Below are 15,963 nucleotides of genomic sequence, written 5' to 3' on the forward strand. Positions count from 1 at the left end.
TCACTTTACCAATGTTTCACAGGATAACATTGAATAAAATGAGAGTAATGATAGGAAGAAGGGAGAGCTAAAGAATGTATGATGAAATCTATGTAATGGAAACGGTAAATATACTGAAGGAAAAGGAACTTGAAAAATTGTATCATTATAGATCTATGCAAAACAATCAAAAAAAGGAGCTTCTATGTAAGCTGCCTGTTATCAAAAACTTGCAAGTATGCCAGTGTTAATAAGCATGGGCGGAGAAATCTCTCCGCCCTTTTTTAATGGAATAATCAGCAAACATCCCTCTACTTTTATATTGGCTAGAATCTTCAGAAAATGATACTATAGTACACAAAATAGAATGTTGAGAGTTGAGGGGGATTTGCGGCCAATGACAACACAGAAGCTATTTGTTTACGGGACGTTAAGAAAGAATGAATCAAACCATTTTGTATTAAAAGGAAGTCCCTGCATTGCCGAGCAGGCATGGGTATATGGGGAATTATATGATACAGGGCTTGGATACCCATCAATGAAGGCATCACTCGACCACAAGGTATATGGCGAACTCTATGAAGTTCATCTCGGAAATTACGCTGATCTCGATGAGCTGGAAGATTTTATACCCGGCAGAAAAGACAATTTATATGACAGAGTGGAACAGACTGTTCATACTGATACAGGAGAAGTGAATGCATTTGTTTATGTATCCAAAAGGGATGATTTATTGGCAGAGCCGATTTTGCATGGAGACTGGAAGCTGTACCGACTAATGAAAGATAAACCGGAAAGGACATTATACTTTGCCTACGGATCTTGCATGGATGATGAACGCTTCCGATTATCGAATGTTGACCAGCATTTTAGGTCCGTTGTTGGGGCGGGAGTCCTAAAAGGATACTCCATGCAATATTTGTTTTCAAGGGATGATGGGGGAAGAGCCGATATTATAGAAAATGGGGGAGTGACGGAGGGAATCCTTTATGAGCTCCCATATGCAGCGGTTGAATACTTGTTTCATCGGGAAGGCTTTTATGGGCAATGGTACCGGCCAGCATTTGTAAATGTGCAAGTTGGTGAAGATTTTTATCCTAATGTATTAACTTTCCATGTATATAATAAAAAAGGCGAATTGCCTCCGCCCGACCATTATGCAACAGAAATTCTTCGAGGTGCAAAGGGCAGAGTCAGTGACGATTATTATAAAAAACTAGAGGGACAGCTTGAAAAACTGGGAGTTAAAATCAATTTGGATGCAACCTGAACTAAAGACTAAAGGTATTGCTTTTTCTGTTTCTGATCAAGAACTAAAAGGCATCATCCCGTTTTTAAAAGATAAAGGAATTGAAGCGAGGGAAAGTTTGGTCTCCAGCAATGGATGTCCGCAGCCTCGGTCTATCTTTACGACCCGGATGACCACTCATTGGAATATATTGCTGTTTTACAGGGGGAATCAAGACGTGAATTTAAACCGATGGATTTGTGAGTGGGAAAAAGTTTAATGTGATTTTCGGCAAAAATATTCATTTGATGTTTGAGACAGGCTAAGCAGGTGGTAAATAACCAATGCCATCATCTTAGAAAGTAGGTTTTCATATGAATATTATTGCAGATAATGGCTTTTATGAATTGGAATACGAAAATGAGCATTACGAACATTTGGAATTTGTCCGAATTGATCATATCTGTGAAGTAAGCTATGTAACATTAAAGAATATATTTACTGGAGAAGTATATACGTTCGAAATGGACCGAGTTAAAAAAATCCGAAAGATAATGGAGGTTATGCCATCAACAAAGGAGAATCATGTTGCAGACAACAGCTCGTATTCTTTATAATAATTAATAACATAGCTAAAGCTGATTAGGCATAAGAAGAAGGAGTGGCAAATTTGATTCATTTAACATGGCAGGAACGCGAAACAGTGAAAAAAGTAAAATGTGCGCATACAAATGCAGCGAAATACGTTGTAGACCGTGCGCTGACAGCAGGTAAAGTTTATGATGTTAAAAACGAAACTGAAGAATTCTACTTTATTGTAGACAATTCCGGAAAAGTAAGCGGATTTTATAAAGACTATTTCCAGGATGCATAAGAAAATGGCCCAATTATATTGGGCCATTTTCTATTCAGGTGCCTTAGGTTATCTTTGAGTTGGGAATATCCTGCGAACAGTTTCATTAAATTCATCAAAGAAGCCTTCTATCGGCTGTCCTCCGCGGATATCTTCTGTGTAGCCAGTCATTCGATCAAAGAAGTCAGGGTTTACAGAAACATACACGTTATCAATATCCTGATCAACGGATCTAACCTGGTCAGCAATTTTTCTTTCAATATCCCTTGTTAATTTCCCATTCCCATTATCCATTCGAGCTGCTACATATGCATTATTTTCAGTTACGATCACATTAGCTGTATCAACCTCTGGAATAGCTGTAATTTTCTCCGCAGCTTTGTCCGCAATCCTCATTTTTGGCGTTTCGTTTCTAGCAGTATCTCCAGTACGAGTGCGTGTTAGATCAATTCCAGGTTCGGTTGTACGGCCGTTTTCACCAAAATTGCTGTTGTTTACTTTGGTTGGCTGGCTCAAATCCCTGTTTCTAAAAGCAGTGTCATTCATATCTGCGTTATTTGTCCCGCACCCAGCTAGCACTACAGCTGTCAGAGCTCCGGTAAGAATTGCTTTACGAATAAACAAGTTATCACTCCTTTTCTAATTCTTCACTTTTAGGATTCCAAGAAGCTTTTTTGTTATTCACCAAAGCTAAAAAACAGAGTTAGTGGAGAGATCGAAAAAAGTATTTCAATTCCGACAGATAACCAGCACATCGTTGTACGGGTGCAAAAAAAAAGGAGCGAGGCGTCATTACGCCTCGCTCCGTTTAGGATTCAGTATTAACATGTATGTTTGCAAGTTTATCTTTTGTATATAATTTTCTTCCAAGCCATGTTTGAAAAATTAAAAATAAGCCCCCAGCTGTCCATTAGATAGGAGAAAGACCTTCGGGATAAGTTTATGGTGGTCCATTCTAATTATAGCGAACCTCGAATATATTTTTAAGGAATAGATGTGAAAACAGCACTATAATATGATACACTCGATCAGGAAGCTAAAAGAACTATTTTATTACTTGTTTTAATGAATGGTGGGGTAATTTGTCTTATCTAAATCATAAAGCTTTATTATCGCTAGCCAAATTCCTGGTACCCATTTTCATATTCCTTTTGATTTGTTTTGAAGCAAAAGGCATGTTCGACGATTTTAACTGGGCTTTGCTTGAGCTTTATTTGGCTCGGCTGTCTCCGAGGAGAATTGGGATTATCATCATTCTAGGCCTGATCGCCCTTTTTCCCATGTATTTTTATGATGAGATTCTGCAGAGGCTTTTTCGAATAAAAGTTCCTAAGAAGAAATTGCTGTTTTATTCTTTGTCGGCTAACGCATTCTCTAACTTTATTGGATTTGGCGGAGTGGCGGGAGCTACCCTTCGATCTTACTTTTATAAAAATTACTTATCTGGCAGTATTCCGTATATTAAAATTATTGCCAAGCTCTCATTGTTTTACCTTTCAGGATTATCATTGCTGTCTTGGATCATCATTTTTTCAGATTTGCATTTATATGATGATGTTAAACTGTTAAAAATTGCCCTTTGGGGGATTGCAGCCTATACACCATTATTGATGATTTTTTATTTTACCAAAGAATCGTTCTGGAATTTAAAGAATTTCCAAAAGGGGTATGCAGGAGAATTATTGTTTATCTCTTTATTGGAGTGGCTATTCATTGTTATCTGTATTTGGGGAATTGCAAAAGCCCTGGAAGTCTCCATCCCATTCTTTGTCATTTTCCCAATTGTGATTATTTCAGCTTGTGCGGGCATCGCCAGCATGATACCTGGGGGAATAGGATCATTTGATTTTGTTTTTTTAATTGGCTTGGAATCGCAGGGGGTCCCCGCCGAATTAGGCCTGCTGATCCTCATGTTCTACCGATTAAGTTATTATATTGTTCCTGTATTGCTTGGCACTCCATTTGTGATGAATCAAATTTGGAATAATGGAAACGCAAGAAATGCCTTTAAAATATAAAAGAGCCTTTTTGGCTTTTTTTTTTATAATATCAGAATTTATATTCTTTTGAACTTAGATAACTGTCTAGCTCCAGGAGCCTTGCGCTTTTCTTATTGGGAAGACTGTCCTTTACCACAAAACATTTACTATCTCTCCGTTAAATAAGTTTGTATCAATATTGCACGACTTAGCATCTATCCCATATTGCCAACCGGCAATCAAAGCATATTCAGGTGCTTGAGGTTTATATTCAGGTGCCCGTTCCTCAGTCGTAATGCCGACGCTCGGCGCTGCAGTCCATACATATGTGCTTTCAAGCAGTGCAGAATTGCCATTGGATGCCTGTTCAAAAGCTCGGGCCAGGGCACGTTCAGGATCAAAAATCCCATAAATGCCTGGGCGATATGGCGATTCCAGCATTGCCTGATACCAGCCCTCAATAAAGGCAGAATCCACCGGATAGCTAGGCTCAATATCCGCAAAAATGGCTACACCTTTAGGTATTCCCAGTTCCTGAGCAAACTGGATGGCTGCATTGGCTTCATTTTGTCCATTTTCAAGGCCGGTTGCATCGTTAAATTGGTTCCAAATAACAAGGATTTTAATATCATTGGATTGAAGCAGTTCCACTTCCTCAGGTGTTATACCGGCAGAAACTCCTTCTTTTTCCCCTAAATAACGTCCCCATATTTCAGGGGTCCCAAAATTGTCGCGTACACAGGAAAGCATGTCGCTTGTGGTGAGGCTCGCAGAGTCAACACCCCAAACGACTTCATCTTCATCTGTCTGGCCATCCTGATCACCCTGGCTGCCATTGTTATTCCCGTTATCGCCGCTGTTATCATTGTTCCCAGTATTTTTTTCCCTGAGCTTGAGTCTTGGCTGTCAGCTTTATTCTTTATTTTATTTGTCACGTTCACATCTACATTTACTTCTATGTCATTTGAAACATTATTTTCAATTTGGCTATTATCTCCGTTATTTAGGTCATTATCGATCGAATTATTTACGTTCGCTTTATTGCCTTTAATATTGTTTTTAACATTATTTGTGATATCACTATTGCTTTTGGACTTACCGTCCTGGTCCTTCTGCTGGTGGTTTGGTTCGTGATATATTGAATCGATGAGGGAAAAAGCAAATATTGAAATCATAACAGCAAAAAATGCAGTTGCGATAAAAGGCAATAGTCCCCGTCTGTCCATATTTCACAGCCCTCCTTGTCAGTTCATGACATCCTATGCTGAAGGGAGGGGGGTGGTGAAAGAACGGTTTAATATTGGGACAGCAAATTTAAGGTTGATAGTTGGGAGCGGTAAAGCGTCTTATGAAGCAGGATACTGACTGATGCATGTTTGAGCCATGATCTAGGATTGGAGGTTTTTATTTATTTTTTTCTACCATTTTCACTTTGCCGTCCGAGTTTCCTCGATAAATACTTCGTTATCTACCATTTTACTCGGCTGCCAAAGTATTCACTAATTCAAAAGGGAAAGTTTCATATAAATGTCCGCAGTATGTAAAATTTGATTATTTGCCTACTATTCACTAGTATTTAAATAATAGGCAAAATTTCCATCTTAATGAGATGATATTGAAAGAAATGGGGGATATTAGATGACAAAAGCACTGATTAATATTGATTATACGAATGACTTTGTTACAGGGGCATTGCCATGTGGACAGCCTGCAATTGATATTGAAAAAGAAATTACTTCACTAACGAATAAATTTATTGCAGATGGTGAATTTGCTGTATTTGCCATCGATATTCATTTTCCAGATGATTCATATCACCCTGAAACAGAACTGTACCCGCCCCATAATATTAAAGACACCGAGGGAAGAGAATTATACGGGAAGTTAGGAAAGCTGTATCAAGAAAATGCCCATAAAGAAAATGTTATCTGGATGGATAAAACCAGATACAGCGCTTTTGCAGGAACCGGACTTGAGCTTAAGTTAAGGGAGCGCGGCATATCAGAAGTCCACCTTGTAGGTGTCTGCACCGATATTTGTGTCCTTCATACAGCTGTAGATGCCTATAACAAGGGGTTTAAGCTTGCCGTTTATGAAAAAGCAACAGCAAGTTTCAATGAAGCTGGCCACCAATGGGCCTTGCAGCATTTTAAAAACTCTATGAATGCAAAGATTCTTTAAGAGTCGATTTATACAGAGGAGGTTTTGATTATGCATAAAGAATTTGCAGATGACAGTTTAGCATTGCATACCGATTTATATCAAATCAATATGGCCCAAACCTATTGGGAAGATAACATACATAATAGAAAAGCTGTTTTTGAGGTGTTTTTCAGAAAACTGCCGTTTGGCAATGGATATGGAATCTTCGCCGGCCTTGAAAGGGTGATCGAATATATTCAAAATTTCCGTTTTACCGGGAGTGATCTTGCATACTTAAAAAATGAACTTCATTACAGTGATGACTTTCTTGATTATTTGAAAAAGTTGAAGTTTTCAGGAACCATTAAATCAATGGAAGAGGGCGAGTTAGTTTTTGGCAATGAACCGATCATGAGAGTGGAAGCTCCGCTAGCTGAAGCCCAAATTATTGAAACAGCGCTCTTGAACATCATCAACTACCAAACGCTGATTGCCACGAAAGCGACACGCATTAAAGAAGTCATTGGCAATGGAACGGCAATGGAGTTTGGTTCAAGGAGGGCTCACGAAATGGATGCAGCTATCTGGGGGACGAGAGCAGCCTTTATTGGCGGCATTGACGCAACTTCAAACGTACGGGCCGGCAAAAAGTTCGGCATTTCTGTTGCAGGAACGCATGCCCATTCATTTGTTCAGGCTTATCGGGATGAATACAAAGCGTTTATGAAATACGCACAAACACATAAAGATTGCGTGTTCCTTGTAGACACATATGATACTTTAAAATCGGGTGTTCCCAACGCAATCAAGGTAGCCAAAGAAATGGGGGAAAAGATTAACTTTAAAGGTATAAGGCTAGACAGCGGAGACCTTGCCTATTTATCAAAAGAAGCGCGAAGGATGCTTGATGAAGCCGGATTCCCTGATGCAAAAATTATCGCATCAAATGACCTGGATGAATATACGATTATCAACCTGAAAGCCCAGGGCGCTAAAATCGATATTTGGGGAGTAGGCACGAAATTAATTACGGCCTATGAGCAGGCTGCACTTGGAGCTGTATATAAACTGGTTTCCATTGAAGACGAAACGGGTAAAATGGCAGATACGATAAAAATTAGCGGAAACCCTGAAAAAGTCACAACACCTGGCCTGAAAAGAGTTTATCGCATTATCAATCGGGATAATCAAAAATCTGAAGGGGACTATATTGCCCTGGAGCACGAAGACCCGCAGCAGGAAGAAAAGCTAAAGATGTTCCATCCAGTCCATACGTTTGTAAGTAAATTTGTAACAAACTTCGAGGCAAGGGAACTTCATAAGGAGATTTTTCATGAAGGCAAGCTTGTCTACCAAGTTCCATTTTTAAAAGAAATGCAAATCTTCGCAAAAGATAATCTCAATGTCTTATGGGATGAGTATAGACGTTCACTTAACCCTGAAGAATACCCTGTCGACCTGAGCCAGGAGTGTTGGGATAATAAAATGCAAATGATAAAAGAAGTGAAAGAAAAAGTAAAAGGGAGACCGTATTAAAAGAGGAGGAACCTGAAATGAAGCTGCAAAAAGAAATTATGCAGGCATTAAACATCAATCCTGAAGTCGATCCGAAGGAAGAGATTAAGAAACGAGTTGAATTCTTAAAAAATTATCTGATTAAAACCAACTCTAAAGGATATGTTCTTGGAATCAGCGGTGGCCAGGATTCCACTCTCGCAGGACGCCTTGCCCAGCTGGCAGTTGAAGAACTTAGAAAAGATGGCAGGGAAGCAACATTCTTTGCAATCCGTTTGCCATATGGAGTACAAAGGGATGAGGATGATGCCCAGCTGGCACTTTCCTTTATCCAGGCTGACCGGGAACTTGTATTTAATATTAAAAACGCCGTTGATGAGGTGCAGTACGAATATGATCGCATTATGCCGGAAGATCAGCTTAAGGATTACCATAAAGGGAATGTTAAAGCACGCATGAGAATGATTGCACAGTATGCTATCGGCAGTCAAAATGGCTTGCTTGTCATTGGCACTGATCACGCTGCAGAAGCCGTAACCGGGTTTTTCACGAAATATGGTGACGGGGGTGCCGATGTTCTTCCGCTCGCTGGACTGACAAAAAGACAAGGGAAAGCGCTTCTTAAAGAACTGGGTGCCAAAGAGAGGCTATACCTAAAAGTGCCAACTGCCGATCTGCTTGATCAAAAACCAGGACAAGCCGATGAAACGGAATTAGGCATCACTTATGATGAATTGGATGATTATCTGGAGGGAAAAGAAGTTAGTGCAGAAGCTGCCGAAAAAATTGAAAAACGGTATCTATTTTCTGAACATAAGCGCCAAATGCCAGCTTCCATGCATGATGAGTGGTGGAAATAAAAAAGAAAGGAAAATCCTCCAGAAGGATTTTCCTTTCTTTTTTAATTAGCGTTAATATTATTTAACACTTCCTCGTAAAATCTTTGCGGATCGTCAACATTCATTTTTTTCAAAGCCGCTTATTTACCAAAGATGTTGCTATTATTGGAACTCTGTCATTAGAGTGCAAACCCAGAAAAATAATGTAGTAAATGTGAACGGATGTCTACTCAGTCTTCAATACAAAAAGGGAAGGACCAGAAGATGGATTTTTGAAATTCCTTCATTCAGCGGCAACATTTACCGGTTTAATAGATTTATAGATTCTGATTTAATATTAAATATGAAAACACTAACAAAACTATCACTCATCTTAATGTTGTCTGTCTCACTAGTCTTTGGATTTAGTTACGATGCAAAATCATCAACCGTACATACCGTACAATCAGGGGATACGATGTGGAAGATTGCCTTGAAATATCAGGTGGGAGTTCCTGAAATCATCAATGCCAATCAGCAGATCTCCAATCCTAACTTCATTTATCCTGGACAAAAGGTGAATATTCCGACTTTATCAAAAGCTACTGTAAGTGAAGAAGATCAGGTTGTTCAGCTAGTTAACCAAGAGAGAGCCAAATACGGATTAAAGCCTTTAAAATCAAATTGGGAGCTTGCAAGAGTGGCAAGATACAAATCTCAGGATATGATTCATAAAAGATATTTCGATCATAACTCCCCTACATACGGAAGCCCATTTGATATGATGAAGAACTTTGGAATTACTTACAGAACTGCTGGAGAAAACATTGCTGCAGGACAAAAAACCCCTCAGGAAGTTGTTACAGCGTGGATGAACAGCGAAGGCCACCGCAAGAATATCCTATCAGCTAATTTTACAGAAATCGGAGTAGGATATGCGCAAGGCGGCTATTATGGCCACTATTGGACACAGATGTTTATAGGGAGGTAAGAAAAAAGCACCGGATAATCCGGTGCTTTTGCTTTACTGCTTAGTCTACAACAATATATGCAACCATTGGTCCACTATTATCCTTATCGGGATGAGAAAGACACACTAGCCTGTATACGCCATCTTTATCAAATTGAAGAGGCACAACCGTTTCCTCGGCTTTTTTGACAACTCCTTTAATATCAGTTCCCTCTATGATGTATGGGTGTTCCATTCCATTGACTCCCCAAATCTTCAAATTTACCTTTTCTCCTTTTTCCAGAAAGATTGTTCCCGGATCCCATCTATAAGCTTCAATTTCCTTGCCATCAGGAAGCTTTGCTTTAAATTCCCCTGTAACCATATGAATCTCACGGACTTCTTTGTCATCCGCCTGATTAAAGACCGCCAAGCTTCCTGATTGTGTGTAGAACCAGACGGATGCTGATGCAATGACCATAAAAGTAATAAAGAAAGTAATGAGGTGCCGCATTTTCAATACAAGAAATTGCATAGCTTTGCTCCTTCCAAATTGTTGTCCATATATAGATATGCATCTAGGTCCTAAGAACTTGTCTAATTTCTTATGATTTTTCTGATTATTTCTTTACTTTCTATAAAATATTATTCCATAATAGAGTTAAAAAGGATGTGGCAGCATGTACAAAGTACTTGTGGCCAATCGGGACCAGTATGATACAAACGGCATTGAGTGGCTTTTAAAATCATCCATGCCTGCCTGGCAGGTGGAATCGGCAGGGGATGGTTCAATAATGATTGGTAAGCTTGAATCTTTCCAGCCAGATCTCCTGATTTTTGAATTGGAATTGATCAATGAAAATAGTTATGCTTCCTTTCTTAAGACTTTACAGATTATTCGTCCTGACCTGATTGCCCTTACAATGGAAGCGACCTTTTCACAGGCAAAGAGAGCCATTGATATTGGCGCTGCAGATTTAATTTTAAAGCCAATATCTGCAGATGCTTTACTTAAATCAGCGAGAAAGATTCAAAGGCTGGCACATCAGAAAGGCCAAAATGACGAACAGGCTCCTGGACCAAAGAAGGATGAGGATTTTCAATACCAAGATCTATTCTTAGAAAACCCTTCTTCGCCAAAGCCGTTTATTACAATCGGCATTAAGACAGAAAATCCGAACGAACTGCCAGATCTGTATTCCTTTCAAAAAAACTATCCTTTTCAAAAAGTGGTCCGCTCTTTTATTTTGAGTGACATGGTTTTCCTTATAGCAGAACCAACCGGTCTTGCATGGAGGGAAGAAAGCATCCGATTTATGAGAGATTGGCAGGAGACTTCAACAACTCCTATCGCCATCAGCATATTTGAAGGAGATGGGGAAAACCGAACAATTAGAAACCATTATCTTGCAAATCGAAAACTGATGGAGTTAACTTTTTACACAGGCTATAACCAGGTGATTGAGGGGGATTCGATATTAAAATGGCATACTATTGATCCATTTTTAACTCCAGAGGAACAGAGCACCTGGATCGATTTCCTGAATCAATCCCATTTGGAAGAAATAAAGTCATGGTTTAATCAAGAATTCCTTGTTTTGACGGAACCTTACCCCGACCCTGGTCTTATAAGAATCAGGCTGACAAGCATCCTAGCGCAGATCCGCAGACATATGAAGACTTTTCGGCTGTCAGGCGAGGAAACCGAAAAAGAATACCTTCGCTTATTTCAAACAATCCTGTATTCACCTCTGATCTATCGCATTATTAAAGAAATGATCCTGTTTATTTCTTTTATATTTGATGCCATTCGCTCTGACAATAAACTAAAGCTGGATCTCGCTGACCGAATAGTTTTTTTTATTGAAACGAATTACTGGGATCCGACTATCAGCCTTGAAAGGGCCGCAGAATATACCGACCGCAATGCGAACTATATTAGCTCTATTTTGGCAAAAAAGTGCGGCAAATCATTTCGGGAACTTCTCAATGACACGAGAATCCGGCAATCTGCCAAGCTTCTAGCTGAGTCAGAAATGAGCATAAAGGAAATCGCGTCTATATGCGGCTTCAGCAATCAGCAATACTTCAATAAAGTGTTTAGCAAAATAAAAGGGATACCGCCGAATCAATTTCGAAAAAACATGCAAAAAGCCTCCGTATAGTTGGGGCTTTTTTTATTGAATAAAATAATAAAAACACTAATATTTTTATAAAAATTAAATGAAAAATTAGCAGAAACCTTATAAAAAGATAAAGAATCAATGTTTATTATTATACTTTTCTGACACTTTATCCTCTAAAATTAAATTATAGATAGCAATGGAGGGATCAGGATGAAAGCGGATACTAAAAGAGAGATTAAGAATTACCATGGCAGTGAATTGCATGCAAAAGGATGGATTCAGGAAGCGGCTCTCCGCATGCTGATGAATAATCTGGATAAAGAAGTGGCGGAAATCCCCGAGGATTTAGTTGTATATGGCGGCATTGGAAAGGCAGCCCGCAACTGGGAATGCTATGATGCAATTGTAAAAACTTTGCATGAACTGGAAGATGATGAAACATTGCTAGTTCAATCAGGTAAGCCGGTTGCTGTATTCAAGTCACATAAGGATGCACCTAAGGTCCTTATCGCTAACTCGAATCTTGTGCCTGCCTGGGCAAACTGGGATACTTTCCATGAGTTAGATAAAAAAGGTCTCATGATGTATGGCCAAATGACGGCTGGAAGCTGGATTTACATCGGAAGCCAGGGAATTGTCCAGGGAACGTATGAAACTTTCGCTGAGTTAGGGAGACAGCACTTCAACGCTTCATTAAAACATACGATTACTTTAACAGCAGGACTAGGCGGAATGGGCGGTGCGCAGCCGCTTGCTGTAACGATGAATGATGGTGTATGCATCGCAATGGATGTGGATGAGCACCGGATTGACCGCAGACTTGAAACGAAGTATTTAGATACAAAGGTTCATACAATCGAAGAAGCTATTAAACTTGCAACACAAGCAAAGCAGGAAGGCCGTCCGCTTTCAATCGGACTATTAGGCAATGCGGCTGAGATTCTTCCAAAAATGCTGGAATTGAACTTCATTCCAGATGTTCTGACTGACCAGACATCTGCTCATGACCCTTTAAATGGCTATGTACCAGAAGGCTATTCTTTAGAAGAAGCAGCTGTTCTAAGAAAGGAAAATGCAGCTGAATATGTGAAAAAATCAAAGGCAAGCATGGCTGTTCATGTCCAGGCGATGCTGGATATGCAGAAGAAAGGCGCCATCACTTTTGATTATGGCAACAACATTCGCCAGGTAGCAAAGGATGAAGGAGTGGGAAATGCTTTTGATTTCCCTGGATTCGTACCTGCCTATATCCGCCCATTATTCTGCGAAGGCAAAGGGCCATTCCGCTGGGTAGCATTATCAGGAGACCCTGAAGATATTTATAAAACAGATGAAGTTATCCTGCGCGAATTTGCCGATAATGACCATCTTTGCAAATGGATTAAAATGGCACAGGAAAAGATCCAATTCCAAGGTCTGCCTTCAAGAATTTGCTGGCTTGGCTATGGCGAGCGTGCCAAATTCGGAAAAATCATCAATGATATGGTGGCAAGCGGCGAATTGAAAGCGCCGATCGTCATCGGACGTGACCATTTGGATTCAGGTTCTGTTGCATCTCCAAACCGCGAAACAGAAGGCATGAAAGATGGCAGTGATGCAGTAGCAGATTGGCCAATCCTGAATGCCCTAATCAATGCGGTAGGCGGAGCAAGCTGGGTATCCGTTCATCATGGCGGCGGAGTAGGCATGGGCTATTCTCTTCACGCAGGCATGGTCATTGTGGCAGACGGTACGAAAGAAGCGGAACAGCGCCTGGAACGTGTACTCACATCAGATCCTGGTATGGGTATTGTCCGCCATGTTGATGCCGGCTATGACGTGGCAATCAAAACCGCAAAGGAAAAAGGCGTAAACATTCCGATGATGAAATAAACTTTTTCATCCAATATTTAACAGATTTGTGAACTTAGCGAATAAAATTGGAAAACTAGCGAAGAAATACAAAAATTAGCAAACAAATACAGAAAATTAGCGAATAAATCATATAAATCAGCGAATAAACGGCTGAAACTAGCGAATAAGATCCTTGCTGAACACTTACCCAAAAAAGGAAGCACTCCAATTCGTGCATATTCACTGATTGGAGCTTCCATTTTTCAAGGAGGAGCAAAAAAATGCACTCAAAGTCTATTTTTATTACGCATGCGAATCAAATGATCACATTCAAAGGCAGTTCACATAAGCCATTGACTAAAGAAAAAATGAGCGAACTTCATATTGTTGAAGACGGAGCTGTATGGATAGAGGATGGCTTAATTAAAGCCGCGGGAAAAACATCAGATCTTGAAGGCCAATTCCAAGGTCAGCTGAACGAAGCAGAAATCATTGATGCTACCGGTAAAATTCTCCTCCCTGGACTTGTTGATCCTCATACACATCTTGTTTATGCAGGAAGCCGGGAAGAGGAGTTCAATATGCGCCTCAATGGTGCTACATATATGGAAATTATGAATAATGGCGGCGGAATTCATGCTACTACATCAAAAACAAGGAAAGCATCTGAAGAGGAATTGGTTCAAGAGAGCCTGATTCGGCTTGATCGCTTTCTTAAGCATGGGGTCACGACTGTTGAAGCTAAAAGCGGCTATGGCCTTGATTGGGAAACTGAGCGGAAACAGCTGGAAGCTGCCAAAAAAGCGGATGAACTTCATCCGGTGGATGTTGTCAGAACCTTTATGGGAGCTCATGCCGTACCAGCAGAGTACAAGAAGAACCCAGACGCATTTATCGACTTGGTAATCGAAGAAATGCTGCCAAAAGTAGCAGAAGAAAAGCTAGCTGAGTTCAACGATATTTTCTGCGAGAGGGGAGTTTTCACTCCAGAACAGTCCAGAAAACTGTTAGAGGCAGGAAAAAAACTTGGTTTAAAACCAAAGATCCATGCGGATGAAATTGAACCATATGAGGGAGCAGAACTTGCGGCTGAAGTTGGTGCTATATCTGCTGACCATCTATTAAGAGCCTCTGATAAAGGGATGGAAATGATGGCTAAGAAAGGAGTAATCGGTGTACTGCTTCCAGGGACTGCATTCTTCTTAATGGCAGAAGCTGCAAGAGGCAGAGTAATGATTGATAAAGGGGTGCCTGTAGCCCTTTCAACCGATTGCAACCCGGGGTCTTCACCAACATGCTCCATGCCTTTTATGATGAACCTTGCTTGCTTGCATATGGGCTTAACGCCTGCAGAGGCTATTTCTGCTGCTACGATCAACGCCGCACATGCCATTAATCGAGCAAAAGAAATAGGCAGCATAGAAGAAGGAAAGAAGGCAGACCTTCTGCTGCTAAACGTCCCGAACTATATGCAAATGCAATATCATTACGGCATGAATCATACAGATACAGTCATCAAAAATGGAGAAGTTGTCATCAAAGGAGGAAGCTTATGCTATCAACGCTAATACCATCGGGATTTTTCTGGCCGCGAACAAAATTAGGATTGGATGTTAAGATGCATGAGTTAATTCACCAGGTTCAAAACGAAGATGAAATGAAGAAAGAAAATTGGGATGCCGTTCTTTTCGGTGTCCCATTATCCCGATCATCCATCAGTGTATCAGGGGCTTCTGAGTTTCCTGAAGCATTCCGGCGTTCCTGGAAAGGTTTTTCTACTTATAATCTCGATTATGAACGTGACCTTAAAGACCTGAAGATTGCAGACCTGGGCGATGTAAAAATGCATTTCACCGATATTCTGCAAAGCCATGCAAATATCAAACAAACCATTAAGGATGTAAAAAGGCATTTCCCGAATTCCTTTCCAATTGCCATTGGAGGTGACCATTCCATCACAGCTATGCTGGTGAGCGGCCTTAAAGAACTAGAACTTGAAAAAGAAATTGGGATTCTACAGTTTGATACCCATTTAGATCTGCGCAGCCTGGACGACCATGGACCAACAAATGGGACACCCATCCGTAATTTAATCCAAAATGGCATGGTCAAGGGGGAGAATGTTTACAATATTGGCCTTCATGGATTTTTTAATGGCCAGTCACTTATTCAATATGCCCGCGAACATAATGTAAATTACATTACATTAAAGGAAGCCAGAAAACAGGGAATCACTGAGACAGTTCAAGAAGCTCTTACTCATCTTGAGAAAAAGGTAGACACCATTTATGTAACCGTTGACATGGATGTCCTTGATATTGGATTTGCCCCTGGCGTTCCAGCTTCGACACCAGGAGGAATGAGGACAGATGAATTATTTGATGCTGTCTATTCTGCAGGGTTATCAGCCAAAACCGTTGCCATGGATATTGTCTGTCTGGATCCAACTAGGGACCATCAGGCACAGCCTACAGTAAAGGCAGGCACATATACATTTTTAACCTTTTTAACGGCATTGATGAATAGATAATAGTAAGGGGC

At 40.3% G+C, this 15,963-nt stretch carries 16 protein-coding genes; 12 read left to right on the forward strand and 4 right to left on the reverse strand.

Features of this window, described 5'->3' with window-relative positions; translation table 11 throughout:
* Positions 1-376 precede the first annotated feature (376 nt).
* The 3 genes from NCCP133_RS14510 to NCCP133_RS14520 all read left to right on the forward strand — a co-directional run bounded on the left by NCCP133_RS14510 (position 377) and on the right by NCCP133_RS14520 (position 2,081).
* On the forward strand, positions 377-1,249 hold the full coding sequence (locus NCCP133_RS14510) for a gamma-glutamylcyclotransferase (protein WP_264805756.1): 873 nt from the start codon (positions 377-379) through the stop codon (positions 1,247-1,249).
* Between the two features lie 332 nt (positions 1,250-1,581).
* Positions 1,582-1,824, forward strand: a complete 243-nt coding sequence (locus NCCP133_RS14515) for a hypothetical protein (RefSeq protein ID WP_264805757.1) — start codon at positions 1,582-1,584, stop codon at positions 1,822-1,824.
* A 53-nt stretch (positions 1,825-1,877) separates the two neighbouring features.
* Positions 1,878-2,081: a DUF6501 family protein gene (locus tag NCCP133_RS14520; protein ID WP_264805759.1), complete on the forward strand. Its 204-nt coding sequence runs from the start codon at positions 1,878-1,880 to the stop codon at positions 2,079-2,081.
* A 48-nt stretch (positions 2,082-2,129) separates the two neighbouring features.
* Here the strand turns inward: NCCP133_RS14520 and NCCP133_RS14525 are convergent, their stop codons facing one another.
* Positions 2,130-2,684, reverse strand: coding sequence for a YhcN/YlaJ family sporulation lipoprotein (locus NCCP133_RS14525; protein WP_264805760.1), 555 nt, complete (start codon positions 2,682-2,684; stop codon positions 2,130-2,132).
* 458 nt (positions 2,685-3,142) lie between these two features.
* Here NCCP133_RS14525 and NCCP133_RS14530 point away from each other — a divergent pair, with 458 nt between their 5' ends.
* Positions 3,143-4,078 (forward strand): lysylphosphatidylglycerol synthase domain-containing protein, encoded by a 936-nt coding sequence (locus NCCP133_RS14530; RefSeq protein ID WP_264805762.1) that lies wholly within the window; start codon positions 3,143-3,145, stop codon positions 4,076-4,078.
* A 111-nt stretch (positions 4,079-4,189) separates the two neighbouring features.
* Here NCCP133_RS14530 and NCCP133_RS14535 read toward each other — a convergent pair whose 3' ends face one another.
* Both NCCP133_RS14535 and NCCP133_RS14540 read right to left on the reverse strand, forming a co-directional pair.
* Positions 4,190-4,690, reverse strand: coding sequence for a glycoside hydrolase domain-containing protein (locus NCCP133_RS14535; RefSeq protein WP_264805763.1), 501 nt, complete (start codon positions 4,688-4,690; stop codon positions 4,190-4,192).
* Positions 4,691-4,731: 41 nt separating this feature from the next.
* Complete coding sequence (locus NCCP133_RS14540) at positions 4,732-5,265, reverse strand: hypothetical protein (RefSeq protein ID WP_264805764.1); 534 nt, start codon at positions 5,263-5,265, stop codon at positions 4,732-4,734.
* Between the two features lie 412 nt (positions 5,266-5,677).
* Here NCCP133_RS14540 and NCCP133_RS14545 point away from each other — a divergent pair, with 412 nt between their 5' ends.
* The 4 genes from NCCP133_RS14545 to safA all read left to right on the forward strand — a co-directional run bounded on the left by NCCP133_RS14545 (position 5,678) and on the right by safA (position 9,505).
* Positions 5,678-6,220 carry a cysteine hydrolase family protein gene (locus tag NCCP133_RS14545; RefSeq protein WP_264805765.1) on the forward strand — a complete coding sequence of 181 codons (543 nt, stop codon included), beginning with the start codon at positions 5,678-5,680 and terminating at the stop codon, positions 6,218-6,220.
* Positions 6,221-6,250: 30 nt separating this feature from the next.
* Entirely contained in the window at positions 6,251-7,717 is a 1,467-nt protein-coding gene (locus NCCP133_RS14550) for a nicotinate phosphoribosyltransferase (RefSeq protein WP_264805766.1), read from the forward strand.
* 17 nt (positions 7,718-7,734) lie between these two features.
* Positions 7,735-8,556: an ammonia-dependent NAD(+) synthetase gene (gene nadE / locus NCCP133_RS14555; RefSeq protein WP_264805767.1), complete on the forward strand. Its 822-nt coding sequence runs from the start codon at positions 7,735-7,737 to the stop codon at positions 8,554-8,556.
* A gap of 322 nt (positions 8,557-8,878) precedes the next feature.
* Positions 8,879-9,505 (forward strand): SafA/ExsA family spore coat assembly protein, encoded by a 627-nt coding sequence (gene safA / locus NCCP133_RS14560; protein ID WP_264805768.1) that lies wholly within the window; start codon positions 8,879-8,881, stop codon positions 9,503-9,505.
* A gap of 40 nt (positions 9,506-9,545) precedes the next feature.
* Here safA and NCCP133_RS14565 read toward each other — a convergent pair whose 3' ends face one another.
* The gene (locus NCCP133_RS14565; protein WP_264805769.1) at positions 9,546-9,998 is read right to left on the reverse strand and encodes a hypothetical protein; all 453 of its coding nucleotides are present in this window, start codon (positions 9,996-9,998) and stop codon (positions 9,546-9,548) included.
* Positions 9,999-10,143: 145 nt separating this feature from the next.
* On the opposite strand from NCCP133_RS14565, the gene NCCP133_RS14570 reads away from it, so the two are divergent.
* From NCCP133_RS14570 to NCCP133_RS14585, 4 genes are all read left to right on the forward strand, one after another.
* On the forward strand, positions 10,144-11,628 hold the full coding sequence (locus NCCP133_RS14570; protein WP_264805771.1) for an AraC family transcriptional regulator: 1,485 nt from the start codon (positions 10,144-10,146) through the stop codon (positions 11,626-11,628).
* Between the two features lie 171 nt (positions 11,629-11,799).
* Positions 11,800-13,461, forward strand: coding sequence for a urocanate hydratase (gene hutU / locus NCCP133_RS14575; RefSeq protein ID WP_264805772.1), 1,662 nt, complete (start codon positions 11,800-11,802; stop codon positions 13,459-13,461).
* Between the two features lie 242 nt (positions 13,462-13,703).
* Positions 13,704-14,990 carry an imidazolonepropionase gene (gene hutI / locus NCCP133_RS14580; protein ID WP_264805773.1) on the forward strand — a complete coding sequence of 429 codons (1,287 nt, stop codon included), beginning with the start codon at positions 13,704-13,706 and terminating at the stop codon, positions 14,988-14,990.
* Complete coding sequence (locus NCCP133_RS14585) at positions 14,975-15,952, forward strand: agmatinase family protein (protein ID WP_264805774.1); 978 nt, start codon at positions 14,975-14,977, stop codon at positions 15,950-15,952. The genes hutI and NCCP133_RS14585 overlap by 16 nt, the downstream gene beginning before the upstream one ends.
* The last annotated feature ends 11 nt before the right edge of the window (positions 15,953-15,963 follow it).

The organism is Cytobacillus sp. NCCP-133 (assembly GCF_026011715.1).
GTDB lineage: Bacteria > Bacillota > Bacilli > Bacillales > Cytobacillaceae > Cytobacillus.